The sequence below is a fragment of the Micromonospora sp. WMMD1102 genome, from assembly GCF_029626265.1.
GTDB lineage: Bacteria > Actinomycetota > Actinomycetes > Mycobacteriales > Micromonosporaceae > Plantactinospora.
This window is the reverse complement of record NZ_JARUBN010000001.1, coordinates 7,482,062-7,506,157: the sequence shown is the minus strand read 5'-3', so window position 1 is coordinate 7,506,157 and position 24,096 is coordinate 7,482,062. Positions and strand designations below refer to the sequence as shown.

The 24,096-nt window shown below is 72.0% G+C and carries 22 protein-coding genes and 1 pseudogene; 11 read left to right on the top strand and 12 right to left on the bottom strand.

The window, feature by feature from the left end:
• The first annotated feature begins 389 nt into the window (after window positions 1–389).
• The 6 genes from O7626_RS34090 (at window position 390) to O7626_RS34065 (ending at window position 6,761) form a co-directional block, all read left to right on the top strand.
• Entirely contained in the window at window positions 390–2,906 is a 2,517-nt protein-coding gene (locus O7626_RS34090) for a tetratricopeptide repeat protein (protein WP_278065098.1), read from the top strand.
• A gap of 386 nt (window positions 2,907–3,292) precedes the next feature.
• Window positions 3,293–3,739 (top strand): hypothetical protein, encoded by a 447-nt coding sequence (locus O7626_RS34085; RefSeq protein WP_278065097.1) that lies wholly within the window; start codon window positions 3,293–3,295, stop codon window positions 3,737–3,739.
• 140 nt (window positions 3,740–3,879) lie between these two features.
• Complete coding sequence (gene moaC / locus O7626_RS34080; protein WP_278065096.1) at window positions 3,880–4,443, top strand: cyclic pyranopterin monophosphate synthase MoaC; 564 nt, start codon at window positions 3,880–3,882, stop codon at window positions 4,441–4,443.
• A complete protein-coding gene (locus O7626_RS34075) occupies window positions 4,440–4,922 on the top strand; it encodes a MogA/MoaB family molybdenum cofactor biosynthesis protein (protein ID WP_278065095.1) in 483 nt (160 codons plus the stop codon). The genes moaC and O7626_RS34075 overlap by 4 nt, the downstream gene beginning before the upstream one ends.
• 95 nt (window positions 4,923–5,017) lie before the next feature.
• Window positions 5,018–6,286 carry a molybdopterin molybdotransferase MoeA gene (locus tag O7626_RS34070; protein WP_278065094.1) on the top strand — a complete coding sequence of 423 codons (1,269 nt, stop codon included), beginning with the start codon at window positions 5,018–5,020 and terminating at the stop codon, window positions 6,284–6,286.
• Between the two features lies 1 nt (window position 6,287).
• A complete protein-coding gene (locus tag O7626_RS34065; RefSeq protein WP_278065093.1) occupies window positions 6,288–6,761 on the top strand; it encodes a molybdenum cofactor biosynthesis protein MoaE in 474 nt (157 codons plus the stop codon).
• An 18-nt stretch (window positions 6,762–6,779) separates the two neighbouring features.
• Here O7626_RS34065 and O7626_RS34060 read toward each other — a convergent pair whose 3' ends face one another.
• Both O7626_RS34060 and O7626_RS34055 read right to left on the bottom strand, forming a co-directional pair.
• Entirely contained in the window at window positions 6,780–8,234 is a 1,455-nt protein-coding gene (locus tag O7626_RS34060; RefSeq protein ID WP_278065092.1) for a glycosyltransferase 87 family protein, read from the bottom strand.
• A 270-nt stretch (window positions 8,235–8,504) separates the two neighbouring features.
• On the bottom strand, window positions 8,505–9,050 hold the full coding sequence (locus tag O7626_RS34055; protein WP_278065091.1) for a DoxX family membrane protein: 546 nt from the start codon (window positions 9,048–9,050) through the stop codon (window positions 8,505–8,507).
• Window positions 9,051–9,133: 83 nt separating this feature from the next.
• Between O7626_RS34055 and O7626_RS34050 the strand changes: the two genes are divergently transcribed.
• Entirely contained in the window at window positions 9,134–9,673 is a 540-nt protein-coding gene (locus O7626_RS34050; RefSeq protein ID WP_278065090.1) for an N-acetyltransferase, read from the top strand.
• Window positions 9,674–9,761: 88 nt separating this feature from the next.
• Here O7626_RS34050 and O7626_RS34045 read toward each other — a convergent pair whose 3' ends face one another.
• Both O7626_RS34045 and O7626_RS34040 read right to left on the bottom strand, forming a co-directional pair.
• Window positions 9,762–11,069, bottom strand: coding sequence for an ATP-binding protein (locus tag O7626_RS34045; RefSeq protein ID WP_278065089.1), 1,308 nt, complete (start codon window positions 11,067–11,069; stop codon window positions 9,762–9,764).
• A 190-nt stretch (window positions 11,070–11,259) separates the two neighbouring features.
• The gene (locus O7626_RS34040; protein WP_278065088.1) at window positions 11,260–11,991 is read right to left on the bottom strand and encodes a hypothetical protein; all 732 of its coding nucleotides are present in this window, start codon (window positions 11,989–11,991) and stop codon (window positions 11,260–11,262) included.
• Window positions 11,992–12,074: 83 nt separating this feature from the next.
• Between O7626_RS34040 and O7626_RS34035 the strand changes: the two genes are divergently transcribed.
• Window positions 12,075–12,725, top strand: a complete 651-nt coding sequence (locus tag O7626_RS34035) for a prepilin peptidase (RefSeq protein ID WP_278065087.1) — start codon at window positions 12,075–12,077, stop codon at window positions 12,723–12,725.
• A gap of 6 nt (window positions 12,726–12,731) precedes the next feature.
• On the opposite strand, the gene O7626_RS34030 is transcribed toward O7626_RS34035, so the two are convergent.
• From O7626_RS34030 to O7626_RS34005, 6 genes are all read right to left on the bottom strand, one after another.
• On the bottom strand, window positions 12,732–16,016 hold the full coding sequence (locus tag O7626_RS34030; RefSeq protein ID WP_278065086.1) for a UvrD-helicase domain-containing protein: 3,285 nt from the start codon (window positions 16,014–16,016) through the stop codon (window positions 12,732–12,734).
• Between the two features lie 193 nt (window positions 16,017–16,209).
• A complete protein-coding gene (locus O7626_RS34025) occupies window positions 16,210–17,562 on the bottom strand; it encodes a metallophosphoesterase (protein ID WP_278065085.1) in 1,353 nt (450 codons plus the stop codon).
• Between the two features lie 7 nt (window positions 17,563–17,569).
• On the bottom strand, window positions 17,570–17,827 hold the full coding sequence (locus O7626_RS34020) for a MoaD/ThiS family protein (RefSeq protein WP_278065084.1): 258 nt from the start codon (window positions 17,825–17,827) through the stop codon (window positions 17,570–17,572).
• A gap of 2 nt (window positions 17,828–17,829) precedes the next feature.
• Window positions 17,830–18,852, bottom strand: a complete 1,023-nt coding sequence (moaA, locus tag O7626_RS34015; RefSeq protein ID WP_278065083.1) for a GTP 3',8-cyclase MoaA — start codon at window positions 18,850–18,852, stop codon at window positions 17,830–17,832.
• A gap of 17 nt (window positions 18,853–18,869) precedes the next feature.
• On the bottom strand, window positions 18,870–19,760 hold the full coding sequence (locus O7626_RS34010; RefSeq protein WP_278065082.1) for a fructosamine kinase family protein: 891 nt from the start codon (window positions 19,758–19,760) through the stop codon (window positions 18,870–18,872).
• A gap of 30 nt (window positions 19,761–19,790) precedes the next feature.
• A complete protein-coding gene (locus O7626_RS34005; protein ID WP_278065081.1) occupies window positions 19,791–20,189 on the bottom strand; it encodes a multicopper oxidase domain-containing protein in 399 nt (132 codons plus the stop codon).
• A 189-nt stretch (window positions 20,190–20,378) separates the two neighbouring features.
• Between O7626_RS34005 and O7626_RS34000 the strand changes: the two are divergent.
• Window positions 20,379–20,726, top strand: a pseudogene (locus tag O7626_RS34000) (response regulator transcription factor); the annotation flags it as partial.
• Between the two features lie 117 nt (window positions 20,727–20,843).
• Here O7626_RS34000 and O7626_RS33995 read toward each other — a convergent pair.
• Entirely contained in the window at window positions 20,844–22,658 is a 1,815-nt protein-coding gene (locus O7626_RS33995; protein WP_278065080.1) for an Hsp70 family protein, read from the bottom strand.
• Window positions 22,659–22,771: 113 nt separating this feature from the next.
• Here O7626_RS33995 and O7626_RS33990 point away from each other — a divergent pair, with 113 nt between their 5' ends.
• A complete protein-coding gene (locus tag O7626_RS33990; RefSeq protein WP_278065079.1) occupies window positions 22,772–23,020 on the top strand; it encodes a hypothetical protein in 249 nt (82 codons plus the stop codon).
• A complete protein-coding gene (locus tag O7626_RS33985) occupies window positions 23,017–23,331 on the top strand; it encodes a type II toxin-antitoxin system PemK/MazF family toxin (protein ID WP_278065078.1) in 315 nt (104 codons plus the stop codon). The genes O7626_RS33990 and O7626_RS33985 overlap by 4 nt, the downstream gene beginning before the upstream one ends.
• Before the next feature lie 43 nt (window positions 23,332–23,374).
• On the opposite strand, the gene O7626_RS33980 is transcribed toward O7626_RS33985, so the two are convergent.
• Window positions 23,375–24,064: a hypothetical protein gene (locus O7626_RS33980; protein ID WP_278065077.1), complete on the bottom strand. Its 690-nt coding sequence runs from the start codon at window positions 24,062–24,064 to the stop codon at window positions 23,375–23,377.
• Window positions 24,065–24,096: the final 32 nt, after the last annotated feature.

Sequence of the window (24,096 nt, the reverse complement as noted above, 5' to 3'; positions counted from 1 at the left end):
GGTGGGGCTGAGCCGCCCACTTTCCAGAAGTACCCGCCAGGGTTGGCTTGAGCCTCGCCCGGAATCAGTGACTCCGTCGTCAGGGATGGTGGTCTGGTAGGGATCGACGGGGCATGCACTCGACCCGACTGGCATCGAGTGTCGACCGAGACTTGCTGTGCCTCCATCAGGTGACCTGGTAGAACTCGCTTCGTGTCGATCTGCTGACCCTGGGTTCCGGTCCCGCGCGGTCCGCCGACGCTCCCAGAAGGTTGTCTCGTTGTGTCGAACTACGTGTGACGTCACCGGCGGACATCGAATGACGCCGGTGAATGTATCTGTGTGTCCGTCGATGCACTGCGGGGGGTCACCTGTTCGGCTCGTCCTTTTTGTACGCCTTGGGGTCGTAGATGATCGAGGTTCGGCTTCTCGGGCCGTTACAGGTCCACGTCGACGGAGAGTCGCTGCCCCTCGGCCCGCCGAAGCAGCATGCGGTGTTGGCGATGTTGGCGACGCGTCCGGGGCGGCTGGTGACCCTGGAGGAGCTGGTCGACGAGCTGTGGCCGGACACGGCCCCCGCCTCGGCGGTCGCGAATCGGGATCTTCCGACAGCCGGCCTGCGGCAGGAAACCCTGCCTGTCCTGGCCGGGCCAGCCAAACCTGGCCTTTCTCCGGCGCCTCGGCGCGGTGCTGAGCAGGTACTACCGACTCGCTGGTTGCCTCGGCCCGTTCTTGCTCTCATCGGCCGGACCGAGACCGTCCAGCGGATGGTTGAGGCGGTGCGACGAGCGGACCCAGCGGCACCCGTGATCCAGGTTATCGATGGGATGGCGGGCATCGGGAAGACTGCCCTCGCAGTACACGTAGCCGCCGCACTCAGTGACCGGTACCCGGATGCGCAGCTCTTCATCGATCTGCACGGGCACAGCGCGGCCAGGCCGGTCGATCCGGCCGATGCGGTGGTGACACTGCTACGGCAACTCGGCGTACCGGCGAGCCGGATCCCACCCGAGTTCGACCATCGAGTCGCCTTGTGGCGGGCGGAACTCGGCGGCCGACGGACTGTCGTGGTCCTGGACAACGCCGGCAGCAGGGACCAGATCGAACCGTTGCTGCCGTCCGCGCCCGGTGCGCTGGTACTGGTGACGAGCCGTCGCAGGCTGCTGGCCAGTGACGGCATCCCACCCGAATCGTTGGGAGTCCTGCGCGAGGACGATGCCATCGAACTGCTGGCGACGGTTGCCGGGCCGGGTCGGATTCGTGCCGAACTCAAGGCCGCTACAACGGTGGTACGTCGATGCGGCCACCTTCCGCTGGCGATCCGGCTGGCAGGGGCCCGGCTTGCGCACCGGCCCGGCTGGCGGGTGGCAGACCTGGCCCAGCGTCTCGAGCACAGTGGTCACGTACTCGGAGAACTCTCTGCGGAGGACCGAACCGTCGCCGCCGTCTTCGCGCTGTCTTACGAACCTCTTGCGGAGCGGACACAGCGAGTGTTCCGGCTCCTCGGACTACATCCCGGCGAACACTTCGGGTTGGGTCTGGTCGCCGCGTTGGCTGACATGTCACTGGAGCAGTCCGAACTTGTCCTCGACGAACTCGTCGACCGTCATCTTGTCGAGGAACTCCGCGCAGGCCGGTTCCGGCTGCACGACCTGTTGCGTGGGTACGCCGAACAGTTGGTCACATCCGCGCTCGAATCCGCCGAACGGCGATCGGTAACCCGCCGAATACTCGACTATTATCTTCATCTTGCTCTTGTCGCCACCCGTGCAATCGAACCCGTCGAGTTGACGGACCAGTTAGGACTGGATCGGCCGCTGCGTCCAGATCTGGTCATCTCCGACGGTTCCGTCGGCCCTGAATGGCTTGAAGAGGAGCGGGACACCCTGCGACGCCTTGTCCGCGTCGCGGCCGAGGACGGACATCTGAACGAGGTGTGGCGCTTGGCTCGGGTGATTTGGAGATTCTATTTCATCCAGGGATACAACGACGAAATCCTGGAGACCCACCGCCACGCACTGGAGGCGGCCATCCGACTGGGCAATTCTGCGGCGATCGCCACGATCCACAATTATCGGGCATATGCGTGGCTGCAGAGCGGCCAACCGCAGCGGGCACTACGTGACCTGGAACGGGCGATCCAGGTACGGAAGTCCGTCGACGACCGTCGGGGTGTTTGCGTAAGTAGAACGAGCTTGGCGATTGTGTACTGCCAACTAGGTAGGCTGAATGAATCGGTGGCAATCCACCGGCAGTCATTCAACGAGCGCAGACGATGGGCGATCGACGTCCTGTCCGCCCTACCGAGCTACGGCTTGCCGTTGATGCTCCTGGGGCGGTACGCCGAGGCCCTTGAGGTGCACAGGCTGCACCTGTGTGCCAGCCGGATCGCCCGAGACCAGTTCAACGTCGCGGTGGCACTCACCAACATCGGAGCAGTCAGGCTGCGCCTCGGTCAGCATGATGTCGCAATCCGGTACCTGCGAGCGGCTCTCCGTCTCAAGGACAGAGCGGGTGATTCGTTCGGGCTCCCGTTTGCGCTCGACAACCTCGGCACGGCCCACCGGAAGCTGGGCCAGCTGCAGGAGGCTCGGCGGCACCACGAACTCGCATTCGCCGCCGCCGCGCGTCGAGGTGAGCTGCTCGCCCAGGCTGCGGCGCTCAACGGTATCGGGCTGACGCTCGCGGAGCTGGGTAGGCAGGCAGAGGCACTGCAATACCATCGCGACGCGCTGGCGCTGGCGACACGAGCGAGCTACGCCTACGAGCAGGGGCGAGCCTTGGCCGCCATAGCTGACCATCTTGGATCGTGCGATCCGGCCGAGGCGCGCCGCCATTGCGAGCGGGCGTTGATGATATTCAGAAGTATGGGCGTGCCGGAGCGCTTCGAGGTTGAGTGCCAGCTGGCGCAGCTGGTCGAGGATTAGGCGTGTCGAGTTCCGGTAGTGCCAGCGGCGCGTACTCGCCGAAGGTCGGTGGGCTTTCGCCGAGTCCAGACACGGCGTATCGAGGACGTATCGAGGACGTATCGTCGGCACGGATAGTTTCTTCCGCGTCGGCCACGGGGGTTGTCCGGAAGACGGACAAACGGCGCGGGGACCGGCTGACGGTGATCGCCCCCCGATCACCGCGGCGGGTGAGGGTGAGGGAGCGGGTACGGCTGTCGTGTGGCACCTCGCGACAGAGTTCAGAATGGGGATCGCTCCCTCGCCCGAACCGCCCGACAGATGTCAGAAGACGAACCGGACCCTGCCGCTCGAACTGACGTACCCTCGGATTGCGTGACCAGGGCCGTCACCTCGCGGAGCAGCTGATGACCGATCCAGTCCCGTCCCGGGCGGCGCGAGAGCCTGCCGAGGCTGGCCGACCGTCAGGACCGGGCGACCCGCCTGTCCGGCCGTCGCGTCGGTGGCTGGCGGTCTGGAGCCTGTTCTTCGTGCTGGTGTGGGCGAGGTGGGATGTACCGGCCGCAGCTCAACGCTGGTACGCGCTGCTTCTGCTCGCGGTTGCGTCAGCGCTGCTGGTGGGTGCGATGCGCAGCGACCGGAACGTCCCTCCCCGGTCGCCGTCGACGAGCAGCGGGTGGCGTCCCTGGGTGTTGTTCGCGACCGTCGCGATCCTGTCCTGCGCCGCCGTGGTCGGCGGCGGACTGGCCCTACGGAGCCTTGCGGTTCCGTTCCCCTTCACGTCGAGCAGCATCGTGGTGGTGATCGGCGTGCTGGCATCGACGAGCTGGTGGCGTCAGCGGCGGCAGAGGTAGCCCGTCGGCCAAGGAGAGGAAGAGGTGGTCCGCTCCGAAGAGAGCTGACCCGGTGCCGTGGCGAATCCGGACAGGACGGTCGCACGGCCCGTCCGCGGACGCGGGCAAGCGACGACGGCCCGGCCGGTAGGCTCGCGGACGTGACCGACCCCGCGCAGCTCGAGCAGACCGACCCCGCGCAGCTCGAGCACGGCGAGCGCGCGCAGCCGGAGCAGACCGACCCCGCACACCTCACCCACGTCGACGCCGCCGGGGCGGCCCGGATGGTCGACGTCTCCGCCAAGCCGGTCTCGGTGCGCCGGGCTGTCGCGGCCGGCCGGCTGCGGACCACGACCGAGGTTGTCGAGTTGCTGCGCCGGGACGGGCTGCCGAAGGGTGACGCGCTGGCCGTCGGTCGGCTCGCCGGGATCATGGGTGCGAAACGCACCCCGGACCTGATCCCGCTCTGCCATCCGATCGCGTTGCACGGGGTCACCGTCGACCTGGAGCCCGGCGACGACACGGTCGAGATCACCGCGACGGTCCGGACCGCCGACCGGACCGGCGTCGAGATGGAGGCGCTGACCGCCGTGGCCACCGCCGGGCTGGCGCTGATCGACATGGTCAAGGCCGTCGACCCGGCCGCCAGCATCGAGGGGGTACGCGTGCTGCGCAAGGAAGGCGGCAAGACCGGCGACTGGAATCGACCGGCGGACCGGCCGTGATCCGGGCGAGGGTGGTCGTCGCCTCCAACCGCGCCGCCACCGGCGTCTACGCCGATACCAGTGGCCCGCTGCTGGTCGAGGGCCTGACGAAGCTCGGCTGCCAGGTCGACCAGCCGGTGGTGGTGCGCGACGGTGATCCGGTCGGCGTCGAGTTGCGCCGTGCGGCGGCCGAGGGCGTCGACGTGGTGCTGACAAGTGGCGGCACCGGCGTCAACCCGACCGACCGGACCCCCGACGTGACCCGGGAACTGCTCGACTACGAGATCCCGGGCATCGCCGAGGCGATCCGGGCACACAGCCGGGACAAGGTGCCGACGGCCGCGCTCTCCCGTGGCCTGGCCGGCGTGCTCGGCCGGACGCTCGTGGTGAACCTGCCGGGTTCGACCGGCGGCGCCAGGGACGGGCTCGCCGTACTCGGGCCGATCCTCGGGCACGCGGTCGACCAGCTCCGGGGCGGCGACCATCCGCGTACCGACTGAACTCGTCGGCGGGTGGTCGTACCGCGAGGATAGGCTCGGACGGTGAACGTGAGGAGCGGGCAGCAGGCCCCGGGACGCGCGACGGACGGGGCGTCATGACTGCCGAGACCGCCGTCGCGAGCGACCCGTCGACCGTGCCGCCGACGCTGGGCTGGGCGCAGGCCCGGTCCCGGGTGTACGAGGCCGGCGTCGCCGCCGCACCGGAGCCGGTCGAGTTGCCGGTCGCCGAGGCCGACGGCCAGACCCTCGCCGAGCCGCTGACCACCCTCACCGACCTGCCGGCGTTTCCCACGTCGAGCGTGGACGGCTGGGCGGTGCGTGGCAGCGGGCTGTGGCGGGTCGTCGGACGGGTCCTCGCCGGCAGCACCCCGGCACCGCTGGTCGAGGACGGCACCGCCGTCGAGATCGCCACCGGCGCGATGCTGCCGGACGGTGCGACCGGAGTGCTCCGGGTCGAGGAGTCGACGCGGACGGCCGACGGGCTGGTCACCGGCACGCTCCGCTCGACGCCGGAGTGGCGGGCTCCGGGCGAGGAGGCGCACGCCGGGGAGGAGCTGCTGCCGGCCGGTACCCCGGTCGACCCCGGCGTGGTCGGGCTGGCCGCCTCGTGCGGCTACGACACGCTCCGGGTCCGCCGGGCGCCCCGGGCCGCCCTGATCATCTTCGGTGACGAGCTGCTCACCGCCGGTCGTCCCGGCGCCGGCCGGGTACGCGACTCGCTCGGCCCGGCCGTCCCCGGCTGGCTGCGCCGGTACGGCTGCACCATCGGCCCGGACGACGTCGTCGGGCCGGTGGCCGACACCCTGGAGGCGCACGTCGAGGCGCTCCGCCAGGGGTTGCGCACCGCCGACCTGGTCTGCACCACCGGCGGCACCATGCACGGCCCGGTCGACCACCTGCATCCGGCACTGCGCGAACTCGGCGCGGAGTACGTGGTAAACACCGTGGCCGTACGCCCGGGTTTCCCGATGCTCGTCGCCCGGGTGACCGGGCCGGACGGCCGGGTCCGGTTCGTCGCCGGGCTGCCCGGCAACCCACAGTCGGCGATCGTCGCGATCGTCTCCCTGGTCGCGCCGCTGCTGGCCGGGCTGCGCGGCCGGGTGCTGCCGGAGCTGCCCCGGGTGACGCTGGCCGAGCCGGTGCCCGGACGTGGCGACCACACCCACCTGGCGCTGGTCCGGGTCGACCCGGCCGGCGACCTCGCCACTCCGGTCCGGCACGTCGGCTCGGCGATGCTGCGCGGCCTGGCCGGGGCGGCCGGGTTCGCCGTCATCGCCCCCGGCGGCAAGGGTGAGCCGGGTGACCGGGTGCCGGTCGTACCGTTGCCACTGCTGCCCGGCGAGCGTCCCCAGCGAGGAGTGTGAGATGAGCGTACGTAGCGAGCACGCCGTCGACCCCGGAGCCGTGCCCGTGCCGTCCGGCGCCCGGGTGCACACCGCTGTCGGCACCGACCCGCTGGACGTGGCCGTCCACGAGTCCCTGGTCGCCGCCGACGCCGCCGGGGCGGTGGTCTCGTTCCAGGGCGTGGTACGCGACCACGACCACGGCCGGTCGGTGCTCCGGCTGGAGTACGAGGGCCACCCGAGCGCCGCCGACGTGCTCCGGGAGGTGGCCGCCGAGATCGCGGCCGATCCGGACGTGCACGCGGTGGCGGTCTCGCACCGGATCGGGCCGCTGGAGATCGGCGACGTGGCCCTGGTCGCGGCGGTGAGCACGGCGCACCGGGCGGCGGCCTTCGCGGCCTGCGCCCGGCTGGTCGACGAGGTCAAGGCCCGGTTGCCGGTATGGAAGCGGCAGCTCTTCGCCGACGGCACCGAGGAGTGGGTGAACTGCCCCTGACCGGTGCGGCCGGGTCGGCTAGCGCTGGTTGGCGAGCCGGCGGTCGGACCGGGAGCGGTCGAACCGGGCGTGTTCGGCGTAGAACGCCGGCTCGGCACCGGGCCGCCACGGCAGCGCGGCGACCAGCAGGATGATCGCCAGGGCCAGCGAGTTCTCCATCAGGGCACCGAAGAAGCCGTCCTGGTAGTGCGACACCTCCGGCAGCTGGTGCTCGTACGGCCAGATTGGCGAGATCAGGAAGAGCAGGTAGAGCCCGATCGCCGCCCCGCCGTGCCGCAGGCCGGTCAGGGTCGGGAACCAGATCGGGGCACGCAGCCCGGTCATCGCGGCCGGGCCCGCGCCGGGACTCGACAGCGGGTGCCGTGGCCCCCGGCTGGCCGTCCGGCGTCGGCTCGCCGCGTCGGCCAGGACCAGGATCGCCGGGATGACCCAGACCAGGTGGTGCGACCAGGAGATCGGGCTGATCACGTTGGTGGTGAGCCCGACCAGGGTGAAGGCGGTCAGCTCGTCGCCGTCGGCGTGCGAGTGCGAGGCGCGGGAGAGCCCGAGCGCCAGCAGCAGCATCGCGAACGCGAGCCAGAGCAGGGTGGGGGTCTCGATCGAGTCGTACAGCCGGGCGAGCACCCCGGCCAGCGACTGGTTCGGCGTCATGTCGGCGGCGCCCACCCGCTCGGTCTGCCAGAGCACCGACATGAAGTAGGTGGTCGACTCGCGGCCGGCGATCGCGAAGGTGCCGACGGTAACCGCGATCGCGGTGCCCACCGCGGTCATCGCGGCCCGCCACTGCCGGGTGATCAGCAGGTAGACGATGAAGAGCGCGGGGGTGAGCTTGATGGAGCTGGCCAGGCCGATCCCGACCCCGGCCCAGACGCCGCTGAAGAAGAGCCGGCGCAGCGGGCCGTCACCGGCGCCGACCCGGCTGCCGCGCCGGGCCCGCCAGCGCAACGCCACCAGGTCGGCCAGGACGAGGCCGAACAGCAGCAGGTTGACCTGACCGTAGCCGAGCGTCTCCCGGGCCGGCTCGATGGCGACCGCCATCGGCACGGCGAGACCGAGGGTGAACCAGAGCGACCAGCCGAGCCGGTCGGTGATCGGTTTGAGCAGCGCGGCGAGTACGACCGCCAGGGTCGCGACGCTGGCCACGATGTTGACCCAGCCGGCCAGGCCGAGCGGGATGCTCGCCATCGGCAGCATGACCAGGCCGGCGAAGGGCGGGTAGGTGAAGCCGAGGGTGGTCCTGGGCGCGATGAAGTCGTAGAGCTCGTGTCCGCCCGCCCACCAGACCACCGCACCGTGGTAGATCTTCATGTCGAAGAAGTTGTACGGCCGTCCGAAGGTGCCGATGGCGAGCCAGGCGGCGTAGCAGACGACGGCGACTATGCCGATCCGTACGACTGCTCGACGGTCGATTCCACGAGCAAAGCGGCGGGCTGAGGCGAGGCGGCCTAGCCGTCTTTCGACGGTCGCCGGCATGGCGTGGCCACCCCCGTACCGATGTCGGTCTTCCGTCCAGGTCCTCCAAGGAGCCTAGAACGGCGTCTCACTCGAGTGCCTCCTGCGTTATGCGACCGTGTCCGATCCCACACTGGTTCGCGACATTTCCACCGCGTTAACGCAGGGAGTGCGGTTCAGGTGATTCACAGCCGCTCGGTGAGGTGAAACTAGCATATGTCCGGCATGGACCGTGGCCGGATCGGTGAACCCCACCGTCAGCCGTGGGCCGGTCGGCTGCTGGTCGGCTGCTCAGCCCGGAAGCTTACGGGCTGCCGCCGCGGAACGTACGGCGATCCGTGCGTCGCGACGGGCGGACCGGACCGCCCGGCGTACCCGTCGACGGCCGCCGTGCACCGCGTGACTGGTCCGCCAGCCGAGGCTGGGCCGGCCCTGCGTGTCGGCGGCCGCGAGCAGCAGGCCACCCATCAGCCCGAGGTTCTTCATGAAGTGGATCTGGTGCAACCGCCGTTCCGCCGGATCCTCGTGCTCCCAGAACGGGTGCCCGGCCAGCGTGGTCGGCACCAGCGTGCCGGCCAGCAGCGCCGCGGCCGGCCGGGTGAAGTGCCCGGTCGCCAGCAGCAGTCCGCCGAGGAGCTGGGCGGCGCCGTGGGCCCGGACCAGACTCGTCGGATCGGTCGGAATTCCCTCGTGGACGCCCTGCAACAGCGGGGTGACCTTGCCCGTCACCCGCTTCGCCCGGTCCACGTGCAGTTCGGGATTGGCCACGGCGCGGGCGCCGTTGACCACGAAGATCGTGCTCAACAGGGTGCGGGCCACGGTGCGTACGGGTTTCATGGGTCAAGTCTTACCCGTTCCCACCGTCTTTCACCCGTCGAAGTGGGAGACTGGACGACGCTGTCGCGGTACCGTCGCGAGCTGTGACGACCGTGCGTCTCCGCGCAGAGGGCCCCGCCGACGCCGTGGCGATCCGTCAACTGGTGGCCGAGGCGTTCGCCAGCCCGGACCACCGGCTGCCCGTGGAGGTACGCCTCGTCGAGGCGCTGCGGGGCAGCGACGCCTGGTTGCCCGAGCTGTCCATGGTGGCCGAGGTCGACGGCGAACTGGTCGGCTACGCCCTGCTCAGCCGGGTCGAGGTCTGGCCGGGTGCGGTACCGGCGCTGGCGCTCGGCCCGGTGGCGGTGCGTCCCGGGCGACAGCGTCGCGGCTACGGACAGGACGTCGTCCGCGCCGCCCTGGACGCCGCCGCCGAACTCGGCGAGCGCCTGGTCGTGGTGCTCGGCAACCCCGCCTACTACCGCCGCTTCGGGTTCGCCCCGGCGGCCCGGTTCGGGTTGACGAGCCCGTGGTCGGGGCTTGGCGATCCGTGGCAGGCACTGGTGCTGCCCTCGGTGGACGGCTCCGACGATCCGGTGCGGGCCGGCGAGGTGACCTTCCCGGCGCCCTGGTCCCAGCTGTGACGAGCGGCCGGGCCGCCCGCGGCGCCGGCCCATGCCGCCGCCGGTGGTGCCGGCGCCGGCCGGGCCGGCTGCGCGGCGGCGGTGCCGGTCAGGCCGGCTGGGTTCGCAGGTACCGGCCGAAGTGCGGGACGGTGAAGGCCACCGTGCCGCGCTCGCCGGAGTAGATCAGCCCCTTCTTGATCAGGGCGTCCCGGGCCGGCGAGAGGCTGGCCGGCTTGCGCCCGAGCGAGCGGGCGATCTCGGCGGTGGAGACGGCCGCGTCCATGTCGTCCCGGAGTCCGCTGCCGCCGCCCGTTCCGCCGCCCGTTCCGTCGTCGGTGCTGTCGCCGCCGGTGCCGTCCGCCCCCTCGGGCGCCTCGACGAGCGAGAGCGTCGCCATCGCCCGCATGTACTCCCGTTCCGCCGGAGTCGCCCGCTCGAACCGGGAGCCGAAGAACCCGACCGCCAACTCGGTTTCGGCCTCCGGCGCGGCGACCCGGACGTCGGCGGCGGTCACCGGGGACCGGGGCGCGGAGTCCCAGGTCGCCTTCCCGTACGCCTGGACGAAGTACGGGTAGCCGCCGGACTTCTCGTAGAGCAGGTCGAGGGCCTTCGGCTCGTACTCGACCTGCTCCCGGGCGGCCGGGGCGCAGAGCGCCTGGTCGGCGGCGATCCGGTCCAGCCGGTCGATGCGCTGGTAACGGAAGAGCCGCTCCGAGTACGACTTGGCGGCGGAGAGTACGGCCGGCAGGTGCGGCAGCCCGGCGCCGACCACGATCAGTGGCGCGCCGAGCTGGGACAGCTCGTGGCAGGCCGCGCAGAGCCCGGAGACGTCCTCGGGGCCGAGGTCCTGCATCTCGTCGAGGAAGACCGCGACACCGGTGCCGACGTCGGCGGCGACCTCGGCCGCGTCGGTGAAGAGTTCGACGAGGTCGATCTCGATGTCGCCGGAGTCCGCCCGCCCACTCGCCGCCGGTACGTCGATGCCGGGTTGCCAGCGGTCCCGCAGCCGGGTCGCCCCGGCACCCCGGCCCGCACCGGTCGGCGCCGAGCGCAGCGCGAACGCCTTGAGTACGCCGAGGAAGTCGTCGATCCGGTCCGGTGCCCGGTGCCGGGGTGCCAGCTCCCGGATCGCCATGTGCAGGGCGGCGGCGACCGGGCGGCGGATCGACTGGTCCGGGCGGGCCTCGATCTTCCCGGTGCCCCAGAGTCGGGTGATCGCCTGGGACCGGAGCGTGTTGAGTAGGACGGTCTTGCCGACCCCGCGCAGGCCGGTGAGGACCAGGCTGCGTTCCGGGCGACCGCGGGCGATCCGTTCCAGCACGATGTCGAAGACCTCGAGCTCGCGGTCCCGCCCGGCGAGTTCGGGCGGGCGCTGGCCGGCGCCCGGCGCGTACGGGTTGCGGACCGGATCCACGTATCGCACGCTATCGGGCCGTCTAGCCGCGACGCTAGACATCCGTAGAGCGGGGTATTCGTGTCGCGCCGGACCGTGGCCGGGCCGGGCCGTCCGATGCCGTCGAGCGGAAACTAGGGCTGTCTAGCGTGGACGCTAGACAGCCCTAGTTTTGCCTACCGAGCCGGTCCTGCCGGTGTGCGGGTGACGGTCAGCGCCGCCGCAGGCAGAGGACGAAGTCCAGCTCGTCCAGTTCGCTGTTGAAGAAGTAGAAGTTCGTGTAGTTCCGCACCTCGGCGCACTTGGCCTTGGCATCCGTCGCGCCGGTGGTGACACCGTTGTAGCGGGCCAGCACCTCGTAGGTCTGCGGCGCGCAGTTCGTGACCGCCAACTGCGGCACCGCCTCCGTCCCCTCGTTCCGGACGCACTGACCGACCTTGACGAACCGCGCGTCGGTGGAGGGCTCGACCTGCTCGACCGGGGCGGTCGTCGGTGCCGGCCCGGCCGGGGCGCTGGCCGTGTCGTCCGGCGCCTCGGTCTGCTCGCTGGTCGGCAGTTGCGCGTCCGGCTCCACCTGCTCGCGGCCGAACAGGTAGATCCCGACCGCCGCGCCGCCGAAGACCAGCACGGCCAGGCCGATCAGCACGGCCACGAACGCCCGGTTGCCGCGGCCCTTCGGCATCGGGTCCGGTGCCGAGGTGGACCAGGACGGGTCCGGAGTGGGGGTCGCCCACACCGGATCGGCGTCGGATGCCGTCCAGCCGTCGGCCGGCCGGGTGTGCGGCCCAAGTCCGCCCGGGTAGCCGGCAGCGCCCGCCTGGTCATGGTCGCCCCAGGGGTCGACCGGCTGGCCGTACTCGTCGGAGGCCGGCCGGTTCGGATCGTTCCACGGCTGTGCCGGCGGGCCGGGGTACGGCCCGCCGAGCGGTCCGTAGTTGGCCATCGACTGTCCTCCTGGTACGGATCGGGAAGAGGCTCACCCCCACCGGGGAGCGGCCCGCTGTGGTCACCGTAGCGTGACCGTCGATGACCCCACCTCCCGGAAGCGCGCCAAACTCACTGACGGTCGTGGCGGCGGCCGGGCTCCTCGGAGTACTGCTCGGGCCGCTGCTGCGCCGGCAGGTTCTCCGGTGCACCTCTTCCGCCGGCCCGCGCGCCGGGCTGGTCGCGGCCGTCGGCGCCGTCGTGTTCGCCGCACTCGCCGCCCGGGTCGACGGCGTACTTCCGCTGCTCGGCTACCTGTGGCTCGCCGGCTTCGGAATCGTGCTCGGCTTCGTCGACGTGGCGGTGCGACGACTCCCCGACCGGCTGACCCTGCCCGCCGCGGCCGGTCTCGCCGGGCTGCTCGGGGCGGCGTCGGCCACCTCCGACCAGTTCGCCCGGTACGCGGTGGCGGCGGCCTGCGCACTGGCGCTGGCCGTGGGGTACGCCGGGCTGGTCCTGCTCTCGCCCGCCGGGCTGGGCCCCGGCGACGCCAAGCTCGCACTCGGACTCGGCTTCGCCACCGGCTGGTACGGCTGGAGCACCACCCTGACCGGTGCACTGGCCGGCCTGCTGCTGGCCAGCGGCTACGCCGCCGTGCTGCTCCGGCTGGGCCGGATCGGCCGGCACGACCACCTGCCGCACGGCCCGGCAATGCTCACCGGCACCCTCGGCGCGGTGCTCCTCACCGCTTGACGCTGGTCAGAGTAGTCGGAGCTGGCGGTCCCTCGGCCGGCGCGGAGCGCTGTCGCCGAGCCGCTCGAAGAGCCCGGCATCGATCGCGTCGAGGAACGGCGACGGTACGCAATCCCGCTCCTGGCCGTGCCGCAGCCGCCGGCCGACGTGACTGAGGTAGAGCCGGTCCTGTGCCCGGGTCAGCCCGACGAAGAAGAGCCGCCGCTCCTCCGCCACCTCGTCGTCGGTCGGGGTCGAGCCAGGGAAACGCAGCGGCAGCAGCCCGTCCTCGCAGCCGGGCAGGAAGACCACCGGGAACTCCAGGCCCTTGGCGGCGTGCAGGGTGAGCAGGGTGACCGCCTCGGCGCGCGGGTCGAGGGCGTCCACCTCGGCACCGGTGGCCAGCTGGGAGATGAACAGCTCCAGGTCGTCGCCGCAGCGCCGGGCGAGCGGGGTGAGCAGGTCGGCGGCGGTCCAGATGTCGTCCGGGCCGATCCCGCCGGTGGCGTCCAGGGTGGGCGTGGCGTGCCGGTCGGCGAGTACCTGCCCGGCCAGGCGCACCCGGGCGGCGACCGAGCCGCCGAGACCGTCGGCGTGCCGCAGCTCGCGGGCGATCACCGAGACGCCGGGCCGGTCCCGCAGCCGGTTGTGCGAGCGCTTCTGCACCGGGATGTTCGCCCGGACGAGCGCGTCCAGGATCGGTGCCGCCTGCGCGTCGGTGCGGTACAGCACCGCGATGTCGGAGAACGAGACGTTCGAGGTGCGCCCGTCGATCCGGCCGGAGTCGAGGGAGCGGTGCGACAGCCCACCGACGAGTTCGTCGACGGTGCGTACCACGAAATCGGCCTCGTCCGCGACGGAGGCCGCCGGATAGCGGCCGACCAGCGGTGCCTCCGGGTCGAGCCGGGCCGGGTCGAGCCGGCGGCCCCGGACCAGGGTGGACGGTGCGATCGCCTGCACGGCGGCGGCCAGGATCGGCGCCGACGACCGGTAGTTGCGGGTCAGCCGGACCAGCCGGGCGTCCACGAAGTCCTGCGAGAAGCGCAGGAAGTACGTCACGTCGGCGCCCCGGAACGCGTAGATCGCCTGGTCCGGGTCGCCGATCGCGCAGAGGTTGCCGTCGGCCGGGCTGAGCAGCCGGAGCAGCTCGTACTGCGTCGCGTCCACGTCCTGGTACTCGTCGACGAAGATCCACCGCCACCGGTCCCGGTACCGCTCGACCAGCTCCGGGTCGTCGCGCAGCAGCGCCACCGGCAGGCCGACCAGCTCGTCCAGGTCCACCAGGTCGGCGGCGCGGAGCAGTTTCAGGTACGTGGCGTCGTCGTCGCCGGCCTCGGCCCGCGCGGTCGCCCGCTCGGTGTCGTCGGCGATCCGGAAGTCGTCGGGCAGTCCGGCGGCGCGGGCGTTCTCCCGCAGGATGGTCAGGCCGAGCGAGTGGAAGGTGCCGACGGTGACGTCCTCGGCGACCGGCCCGAGCAGCCCGTCCAGCCGGTGCCGCAGCTCCTCGGCGGCCCGCCGGGTGAAGGTGATCGCCAGGCAGTGTTCCGGATAGACGTTCAGCTCGGCACAGAGGTACGCGATCCGGTGGGTGAGGGTCCGGGTCTTGCCGGTGCCCGGCCCGGCGACGATCAGCAGCGGCCCGCCGGGGGCGGAGGCGGCGACCCGCTGCATCGCGTCCAGCCGGTCCAGCAGCCCGGTGCCGACCTCCTCCATGCCGGCGAGCATCGGCTCGAACGGCTCGTGCGGCGACGGCGACGGCGCGAGCGGCGGTGCCGGCTCGGCCGGCACGGCGGCGGCCCGGGGGCGACGCCGCGACACCGTCGGGGCGGCCGGCGCCGGCTCCGCCGGACCGTCGGCCCTGGCCGCTGCCTTCGGCTCCGCGGGCGGTCGCTGTCGCGGCACGGGTACGTCGAAGAGCGTGTCCGCGAAGAGCGTCTCCGCCTGCCCGGCGGCACCACCCCGACCGGTCCCACCCCGACCGCCGCCACCCGAGCCGGCGGGCAGTTCGCCGGGCTCGAAGAGGGTGATCACACCGTACTCGCCGTCGTAGCCGGGGATCCGGCGTACCTGGCCGCGCCGGAGTCGGGTGATCGCCTCGGCGAGCGGTTCCCCGCCGACCCGGCGGATCTCGTCGACCGGGCTGACGGTGAGGATGTCCAGCTCGGCACCGAGGCCGGCGACCAGGGTGTTGAGCTGCCCCTCCACGGTCTTCGACTTCGGCCCGACCCCGTTGATCTCGCCGAGGATCTCGGCGAGCTGGATCAGGTGGGTCACCCGGGGCGCGTTCGCCGGCCGGTGCCCGTCCGGCCGGTCGGCCAGATCCTCGACCCGGCTCAGTACGCCGACCGTGAGCGGCTTGCCGCACTCCGGGCAGCGCCCGCCCGCCTCCCGGGTCCGCTGCGGTTCCCAGTTGACCCCGCAGAGCCGGTGCCCGTCCGCGTGGTACTTCCCCTCCTCGGGGAAGAACTCGATGGTGCCGGCCAGCCCGTCCCCGGTGCGCAGTGCCGCCCGGACCGCGTAGTAGTCGAGGTCGGTGGCGAAGAGGGTCGCCTCCCGGGCCAGCGCCGGTGGCGAGTGCGCGTCCGAGTTGGAGACCAGCCGGTAGCGGTCCAGGCTGGAGACCCGCCAGTTCATCTCCGGGTCGGAGGAGAGGCCGGTCTCGACCGCGAAGATGTGCTCGGCGAGGTCGGCGTAGCAGTCCGCGATCGCGTCGAAGCCGGACTTCGAGCCGAGCGCGGAGAACCACGGGGTCCAGATGTGCGCCGGGACGAGATATCCGTCCGGGCTCGCCTCCAGGACGATTTCCAGCAGGTCGCGGGAGTCGAGGCCGAGGATCGGCCGGCCGTCGGAGCCGATGTTGCCGATCCGGCCGAGCGTGCTGTTGAACCGGGCCACCGCGTCCAGATCGGGCAGGTAGATCAGGTGGTGCACCTTGCGGGTCCGGTCGTCCCGCTTGTAGATCGTGGAGATCTCGACGCTGAGCATGTACCGCATCGGGCTGGCCTCGGCGACGCTGGCCAGTCGGGGCGGCAGCCGGCGGGCGATGTCCCGCTCCGCCTCCGGGCTGAGCCGGTAGAGGCCCGGCTCGGCCGGGTGCAGCGACTCGCGCAGGTGCTCGTACCAGGCGGGGTGGGTGAAGTCACCGGTGCCGAGCAGGCTGATCCCCTTGCGCCGGGCCCACCAGGCGAGGTTCGGCATGGTCAGGTCACGGCTGCACGCGCGGGAGTATTTCGAGTGGATGTGCAGGTCGGCGACGAAGGGCACGGCGGCGGAGGGGGAGCCGTCAGCGGGTGCGGCGCGCAACGGAGACACGCCGCATCCTGTCACGATCCGCTTCGCGGTCGCGTGCCGCCACGCAGGAGTGTGATTTCCCGCCCCACCAAACCACCTCTCGGCCGATCGCTCCGCCGCGAACCACGGCGGCGCAAGATTCTTGTTGAACCGTGGTCCGCCACGAACCCTGGTTCAACAAGAATCTTGGGGACCTCTCCGGCGGCGCGGACGGTCAGGCTGTCGAGCGGAGTTCGACCAGGGTGACCTGGGGCGGGGCGCCGACCCGGACCGGCGGACCCCAGAAGCCAGCGCCGTTTGTGACGTAGAGCTGGGTGCCGTCGACGGTGGCGTGCCCGGAGACGACCGGCTGCTGCAACGCGACCAGCAAATTGAACGGCACGATCTGGCCACCGTGGGTGTGCCCGGAGAGTTGCAGGTCGACGCCGTGCTTCGCCGCCTCGTGCACGTTCACCGGCTGGTGCGCGAGCAGCACCACCGGCCGGCCCGGATCCCGGCCGCCGAGCGCCGCCTCGAAGTCGGGACCCTGGGCGGAACCGAGTTCCCCACCGGTCGGGTCGTTCACTCCGGCGAGGTCGAGGGCGCCGCCCCGGGCCAGGATCTCCGCGCGGCGGTTCTGTAACACCCGCAGCCCGAGCCGGTCCAGCTCGACCACCCACTCCTCGACCCCGGAGTAGTACTCGTGGTTGCCGGTGACGAAGAAGTTGCCGTACCGGGACCGCAGGTCACGCAAAGGTGCGGCGGCGGGACCGAGTTCGCCGACCGTGCCGTCGACGAGGTCACCGACCACCGCCACCAGGGCGGCGTCGAGCCGGTTGATGATCGACACGATCCGCTCGGTGTGCGCCCGGCCGGTCAACGGTCCGATGTGGATGTCGGAGACGGTGGCGATCCGCAGCCCGTCCATGCTCCGGGGGAGCTTGGCCAGCGGGATCCGCACCCGGTCGACCTGTGGCGGGCCGAGGGCGGTGCGGACGCCGTACCCGACGATCCCGGCCGCGGTGAGCCCGGCGAAGATGGCGGCGCCCCGGGCGAGCAGCAGCCGCCGTCCCGGGTCGTGGCCGGCTTCCGGCGGCGCGTCCGGGGTCGGCGGCGCGTCGAGGGCCGGCGGTGCGTCCGGGGTCGGCGGCGCGTCCGGAGCAGGCGTGGCGTCCCCGGCCGGCGTCGCGCCCGCGGTCGGCAGCAGGTCCAGGGTCGGTGGTGGGGCCGGGGTCGACGGTGCGGGCGAGGTGGCGCCGGCCGGTGCGGGCGTGGCCGCCCGGACACCGCGGCGGCGCAGGACCAACCGGGCGGCCAGCATCGGGATCTCCAGCACGGCCAGCAGGACGAGCAGGTAGAACATCACGGCCAGCCAGAGGTAGCCCGGCCAGGCCAGCCAGTAGTAGCCCTGCCGGGTGCCGACCAGGGTCGCCGGGGTGAGCACGGCCAGCACCAGTACGGCCACCCCGCCGGCCCGCCGCCAGCGCCCGGGCCGGGTGGTGTCCCGGACCAGCCGCTTCCACAGGTAGAGATGGATCAGGCCGATGACCAGGGTCAACGTGCCGACGAAACCGAGCAGAGCCAGCACGGGCGCCTCAGCCGCCCGCGAACGGAGGCAGCACGTCGACCGTCGCGCCGGCCGGCAGCGGCGCCCGCCGGTCGTGCCAGGCCACGCCGTCGACCAGGAAACTCGCCATGGTCAGCACGGTGGCCAGCCGGGCACCGTGCCGGTCGGCCAGCGCACCGGCGAGCGCGTCGAGGCTGCCGACGCCGGGCACGGTCTCCTCGGGTACGCCGGCAGCGGCCCGCGCGGCGGCGAAGTAGCGTACGACCAGGGTGGGTGCGGTAGTCATCGTCAGCCGCCGATCGCCGACATCGGCCGGGCCGGTTGCAGGAACGTCGGGTCGTCGATGCCGTGCCCGGCCCGCTTGCCCCACATCGCCGCCCCCCACCGCTGCGCGAGTTCGTCGTCGGAGGCGCCGCCGCGCAGTGCCGCCCGTAGGTCGGACTCGTCGGTGGCGAAGAGGCAGTTCCGGACCTGTCCGTCGGCGGTGAGCCGGGTCCGGTCGCAGTCCCCGCAGAACGGCCGGGTCACGCTGCCGATCACACCCACCCGGGCCGGCCGGCCGGCGGTGTCCGTCCAACCTTCCACCAGCCACGTCTCGGCCGGCGTCCCGCCCCGCTCGGCCGGGTCGGGCAACAGGGTGAACTCGGCCCGCAGCGCGGCGAGGATCTCCTCGGCGGTGACCATCGTCGACCGGTCCCAGCCGTGCTGGGCGTCCAGCGGCATCTGCTCGATGAACCGGAGCTGATAGCCGTGGGCCAGCGCGAAGCGGAGCAGTTCGGGCGCCTCGCCGTCGTTGACCCCGCGCATCAACACCGAGTTGATTTTCACCGGGGTCAGCCCGGCGGCCACCGCCCCGGCCAACCCGTCGAGTACGGCGTCCAGCCGGGGTCGGCGGGTCAGCTCGGTGAACCGGGTCGGGTCGAGGGTGTCCAGCGAGACGTTGACCCGGTCGAGTCCGGCCTCGCGCAGCGGCCCGGCGAGCCGGTCCAGCCCGATTCCGTTGGTGGTCAGCGAGAGCACCGGCCGGGGGCGGAGCGCGGCGACGGCGGCGACGATCTCCGGCAGCCCGGGGCGGATCAGCGGCTCGCCGCCGGTGAACCGGACCTCGGTCACCCCGAGCAGGCGTACCGCGATGCCGACCAGGCGGACGATCTCGTCGTCGGTGAGCACCTCCGACTTCGGCAGCCAGGGCAGGCCCTCGGCCGGCATGCAGTAGGTGCACCGCAGGTTGCACCGGTCGGTGAGCGAGACGCGCAGGTCGGTCGCGACCCGGCCGTACCGGTCGACGAGCCCCCCGACGGGAATGGTCATCGCTCGACGGTAGCGCGTCAGACCGACAGCGCGGCCCGAGCCGCCGTACCAACCGCATCCCGGTATGCCGCACCGAACAGCGCGGTGTGCACCAGCAGCAGGTGGAGCTGGTGCACCGGCCGCCGCTCCCGCCAACCGTCGGCCAGCGGCCACACCTCCTGGTAGGCGTCCACGATCGTGTCGAGGTGCGGGGCACCGCCGAAGAGGGCGAGCTGGGCCAGGTCGGTCTCCCGGTGCCCGCCGTGCGCCGCCGGGTCGACCAGCCAGGCCCGGCCGTCGGCGCCCCAGAGCAGGTTGCCCGGCCACAGGTCACCGTGGATCCGGGCCGGCGGCTCGGCACCGCCGTACTCCTCGATCCGGGCGACCACATGCTCCACCAGGGTGGCCTCGGCCGCGGAGAGCGCGCCGTTGTCGACCGACTGCCGCAGGTAGGGCGCGAGCCGGCGCTCGCCGAACCAGACCGGCCACGGCCCGGCGGACGGGGTGTTGTCCTGCGGCAGCGCCCCGACGAAGCCGGGCCAGGCCGCGCCGAAGGTGTCGGCGCCGGCCCGGTGCAGGGCGGCCAGCCCGGCGCCGAACCGCCGGGCCGCCGCCGGGCTCGGCTCGCCCGGCTCCACCCACTCCAGGGCCAGCAGCTCCGGCAGCGCCGCGATCACCTCCGGCACCGGCACCGCGCCGGCCGCGCGCAGCCAGCGCAGCCCGGCCGCCTCGGTGGCGAAGAAATCCTCGGGTACCGGCTCGGCGGCCCCCTCCGGCCAGGACTTGGCGAAGACGGAGTTGCCGTCGTCCAGGGTGAGTCGTCTGGCGGCGCAGATGTCGCCACCGGGCACCGGCGTCTCCCGGATCCGCTGGTGGGTGAGGAAGAGCGGAAGCTGGTTCGGATGCTCCCGCAGGTACGCCAGGTCCATCTGGGCAAGGTAGCTGTTCGGCTGCCACGATCACGAATACGTCAGGTGCAGTGTCATCCCGGCGTCGACGTGCGGCAGGTTGTGACAGTGGTTGGCCCACGTCCCGGGGTTGTCGGCCCGGAACGCCACCTCCCAGACGTCGCCGGGGAGGACGGCGAAGGAGTCCAGCCACAGCGGACTTCCGGTGACCGGCTGGCCGTTGCCGGACAGCACCAGGACGTGGTGCCCGTGCAGGTGCCACGGGTGCACCACCAGCGCCCGGTTCACGATGGTGAACCTGACGACGTCGTCGCGGCGTACGACCTGCGGCGGGATGTCCGGGTGGGCGGCGCCGTTGACGGTGTGGGCGTACCGGGGGACCAGCCCGTCCAGGTCGAGGCCGCGGTCGAGGACGAGGGTGTACCTCCGGTCGAACCGGGACCACGGCACCGGCGAACGTGCGCCGTAGCCGAGCGGGTCCAGCACCGGCCAGCCGTCGGTCTTCGCCGACACCGGCCCGGCCGGTTCGGTCGGTTCGATCGGCCCGGTCGGTTCGATCGGCCCGGTCGGTTCGACGGGTTCGGTCGTATAGACCGCCCGTCCGTCGACGAACAGCGTCACCGGGGTGGCCGGCGCGCTGAACACGCCGACCCGGCCGACCTGTTGCAGGCGGTCGCCGTGGTGGCCCGTGGCGACGCGCAACTCGCCCCGACGGTGGCGCGGACGCTGATCAGCGAGTTCGCCACCGCCCCGCCGCCAGCCGACCTGGCGGCCGGACGCGACGTGCTGACCGCCCGTGAGCAGGAGATCGTCGAACTCGTCGCCCGCGGACTGACAAACGACGAGATCGCCGAACGCATGGTGATCAGCCCGTTGACCGCCAAGACACACGTCAACCGGGCGATGAGCAAGCTGTACTGCCGCGACCGGGCCCAGTTGGTCGTCTGGGCCTACGAGTCGGGGCTGATCACGCCGCGTCGCCGCTGAGGCTGATGCGGCAGGTCGAGAAAGTACGGCTGCCCGAGCCGGCCGCTGCGCGGGTGCGGTGACGGCCCGGGCAGCGGTTCCATGTCCGAGTGGCAGTAATCGTCGGGCGGCAACGGCTCAGGGACGGGTCAGGGTGGCGGTGGCGGCGTTCGTGGGCTCGCCGAACTGCTGCCAGTACATGGCGATCCGGCCGCTGCCGGCGACGATCAGCGTCCAGTCCGCCGCGGCTACGCAGATCGACTTCGGGTTGCTGGTGGTGCGCTGGCGCAGGTGCATCTCCCGGAAGGTGGGACGCGGAGCCATGATCGTGAGGGTACCCCGGCAGCCGAGGTTGGAGGAGCGGAACGTGCCAATGTCCGACCCCGCCGTGAAGGTGACGGAGACCTGCCACGACCGCACCACGCCGCCCGGCTGGCTGACCTGTCCCGTCCACTGCCCCACGAACGGTGCCGGTACGACCGCCACCGCATCGATCGTCGGCGTCGGCGCCGTCGATGGCGATGGCGATGGCGAGGTCGGCGTGCCGCTGGGTGTCGACGCGTTCGCCGGGTTGGTTGGATTTCGGCCGGAGTCGGACGCGTACCTGTACGTCAGGCCGGCCGCCGCCATCACCAGGAGTAGACCGAGACCGGCGGCCGTCCAGCGCCAGCGGTTGCCTGGTCGTGCCTTTGGCGTGTGCCACGATCGGGCGGGTCCGGCCGGGGCGGCGGGCACAGCCCGATCGACCGGCGGCCGGACGCGTGCCGGCTGGCCGGCCGGGACTCTCGCAGGGACGGCTGGCGGCTGGTCCACCGCTGGCGGCTGGTCGACCGGCAGGGGTCGGGTGGCGGGTGCCGGTGGTCGGCCGCCCGGGGCGCGCGGCCCGGCGATGCTGCCCTGGGCGACCGCGAGTTCCGGCTGGTCGAGTACGACAGGTGGGCGGCCGAGCGCCCGGTGCAGGAGTGTGCTGACGAGCGGGATCCGGGTCGAGCCGCCGACCAGGAAGATCGCCGCCAGGTCCGACTCGTCGACGTCGGCGTCCCGGAGCACCGCCCGGGTCGCCGCCACCGTCCGTTCGAGCAGTGGCCGGGCAAGTGTCTCGAACTGTTCCCGGCCGAGCGGCACCTCCGCGTCCAGCACGGGAACGTGGATCGACGTCTGGGAGGTGCGGGAGAGCATCTCCTTGGCCGCCCGTACGCCGTCGTCCAGCATTCGACGGTGGCGCAGGTCCGCCGGGGTCCGGGGCCGGCGGAGGTAGCCCCAGGCGTCGTCGTCGGGACGGAGGTGGGCGGAGATCGACGCGACGACGGCGGCGTCGATGTCCAGCCCTCCGGCGTCGGGCAGCCCCTGGCTGGCCACCACGTCGAAAGCCGCGTCGGTGCGTCGGATCAGGGTGGCGTCGAAGGTCCCCGCGCCGAGGTCGTAGACGAGGGCCAGTTGTCCGGCGGAGAGTTCGACGTCGGGGAGCCCGACGAAGTGCGCGGCGGCGGAGACCGGTTCGTGCACCGTCGTGGGCTCGGGCAGGCCGGCGAGCCGGGCGGCGGCGGTGAGGGTGCCGAGCCGTCGCGTCCCCCAGGTCGCCGGATAGGTCAGGCAGACCTCGTCCACCTGGCCGGCGGCCTGCCCGGCGGCGTCGCGTACCCGGCGCAGGATCGCGGCGAGCAGCCGCTCGACGGGGATCTCCTGGGCGCCGAGGAGGACGGTCCGGTCGTCGATGCAGCGTTTCGGGTTCGGTTCGAGCAGTGCGGGCCGGGAGACCCCGGCGTGCCGGGCGTCGAGGCCGACGAGGGTGGTGTCACCGTCGACGAAGACCGCGGACGGCAGCAGCAGGGCGCCGTCGAACAGGACCGGCCGGACCTCGTGGTCGCGACCGCGCAGGGCTGCTGCCGTGTTCGAGGTGCCGACGTCGATGCCGAGGCGCACCGTGCCAAGTGGAGCCGGACTCTCACTCATCAGCCGGGAATTCTATGCCCCTTCCGCACCTGTTCCGGCCCGCCACGGATTGACCGGGGTGACCGCCGCGCGCCGCCGGGGCTGCCTGCCGCTTTCGGCGGTAGGATGAAAGTATGACCGTGAAGCTCAGCATCAGCGTGCCCGACGACGTCGCCGCCTACCTGCACAGCCAGGGCAACGCGTCCGCCGCCGTCGTCGATGCTGTTCGACGGGTCCTTCCGGAAGCGCGCCGGTCACGTCAGCGGGAAGCGGCCCAGGCGTACGGGGAGTACCTGCGTCGGCGGTCCGCCCGACAGTCCGCCGACGATCGGGCACTGATGGAGGAGAGCAACGACATCGCGCTGCGCGACTCGCAGTGGTGAGGCGCGGCCAGATCTGGACCCTGCTGCGGGGCAACAGTCAGCACCGCGTCTTGGTGATCAGCAACGACGAGTACAACAGCGTCGAGGAACTCGCCATCTGGGCGCTGACCGTCGTCCGCGACGTACCGCATCCGAATCATCTGGCAGTGCGGCTGGGTGCGGGCGACCCGCTCGCCGGAACGTACGTCAGGATCCACAGCGTCGTGCAGATCCTGGACCGGACCGCCCTGCGCGACAGTCACGGCTTCGTCTCGCACACCACCATGGGTGCTGTCGAAATTGCACTTCGCGAATTCCTGGAGCTGCCGTAGCGGTGGGGACGTCCCCCCGAAGCCCGCCTGGGGATCGCCGCGGCTACAGGTCCTCGATCAGGTCGTTGGAGATGTCGCGGATCGTGTCTCGAAAATCCTCACCCAGCCGAGGGAGTTGGTCCTCGGCGAGGTCGACACGGCTGTTCTTCGAAGGTGGGCCCACCAGGATGGTGATGAGAACGTTCCCGTCCCTGATCCAGCACTCGTACCGGGGAACGTCGAGGAATGCGCGCACCTTGCAGAAACCCTGGTGACCGGTACCGCGTAGACCGATGATCACCGCCGGTGGCTTGGGCTGCTCGGCGAACTCGTGCTGGCGCGCGGAGGCGCGCTCGAACTGCTCGCGGGCCTTGTCGGTGCTGCCGCTCCAGAACGACCGGGTGTACCGCGTCGCGTCCACCGACACCTGGACACCGGTGGGCGTCTTCTCGGGTGGCCAGTGGCAGCCCTCGGAGGGCCATCCGGCGTCCGACCTGCGCCGCTCGTAGGAAGCTCCGGGGCCGATCAGGGAGCGGAACCGCTCACTCGACAACGCGGTGCAGACGTTGGGCAGGCTGTCGTGCGGGCCGGTCTCGAAAGTGGCGTACCGGATGCCGAAGAAGGCGGCCGGGGCAGCACAGAGCACGAGCAGGCTACCGAGGAGGACGAAGGTCAGCACGAGTCCGGTACGACTCTTGCGCGGTGCCGGCATCTGCGCAGGGGGCGGAGTTACAGCGGCATAGGAAGGCTGCACGACGCGTAGGGTAGTCATCCTCTCCGTCGCCG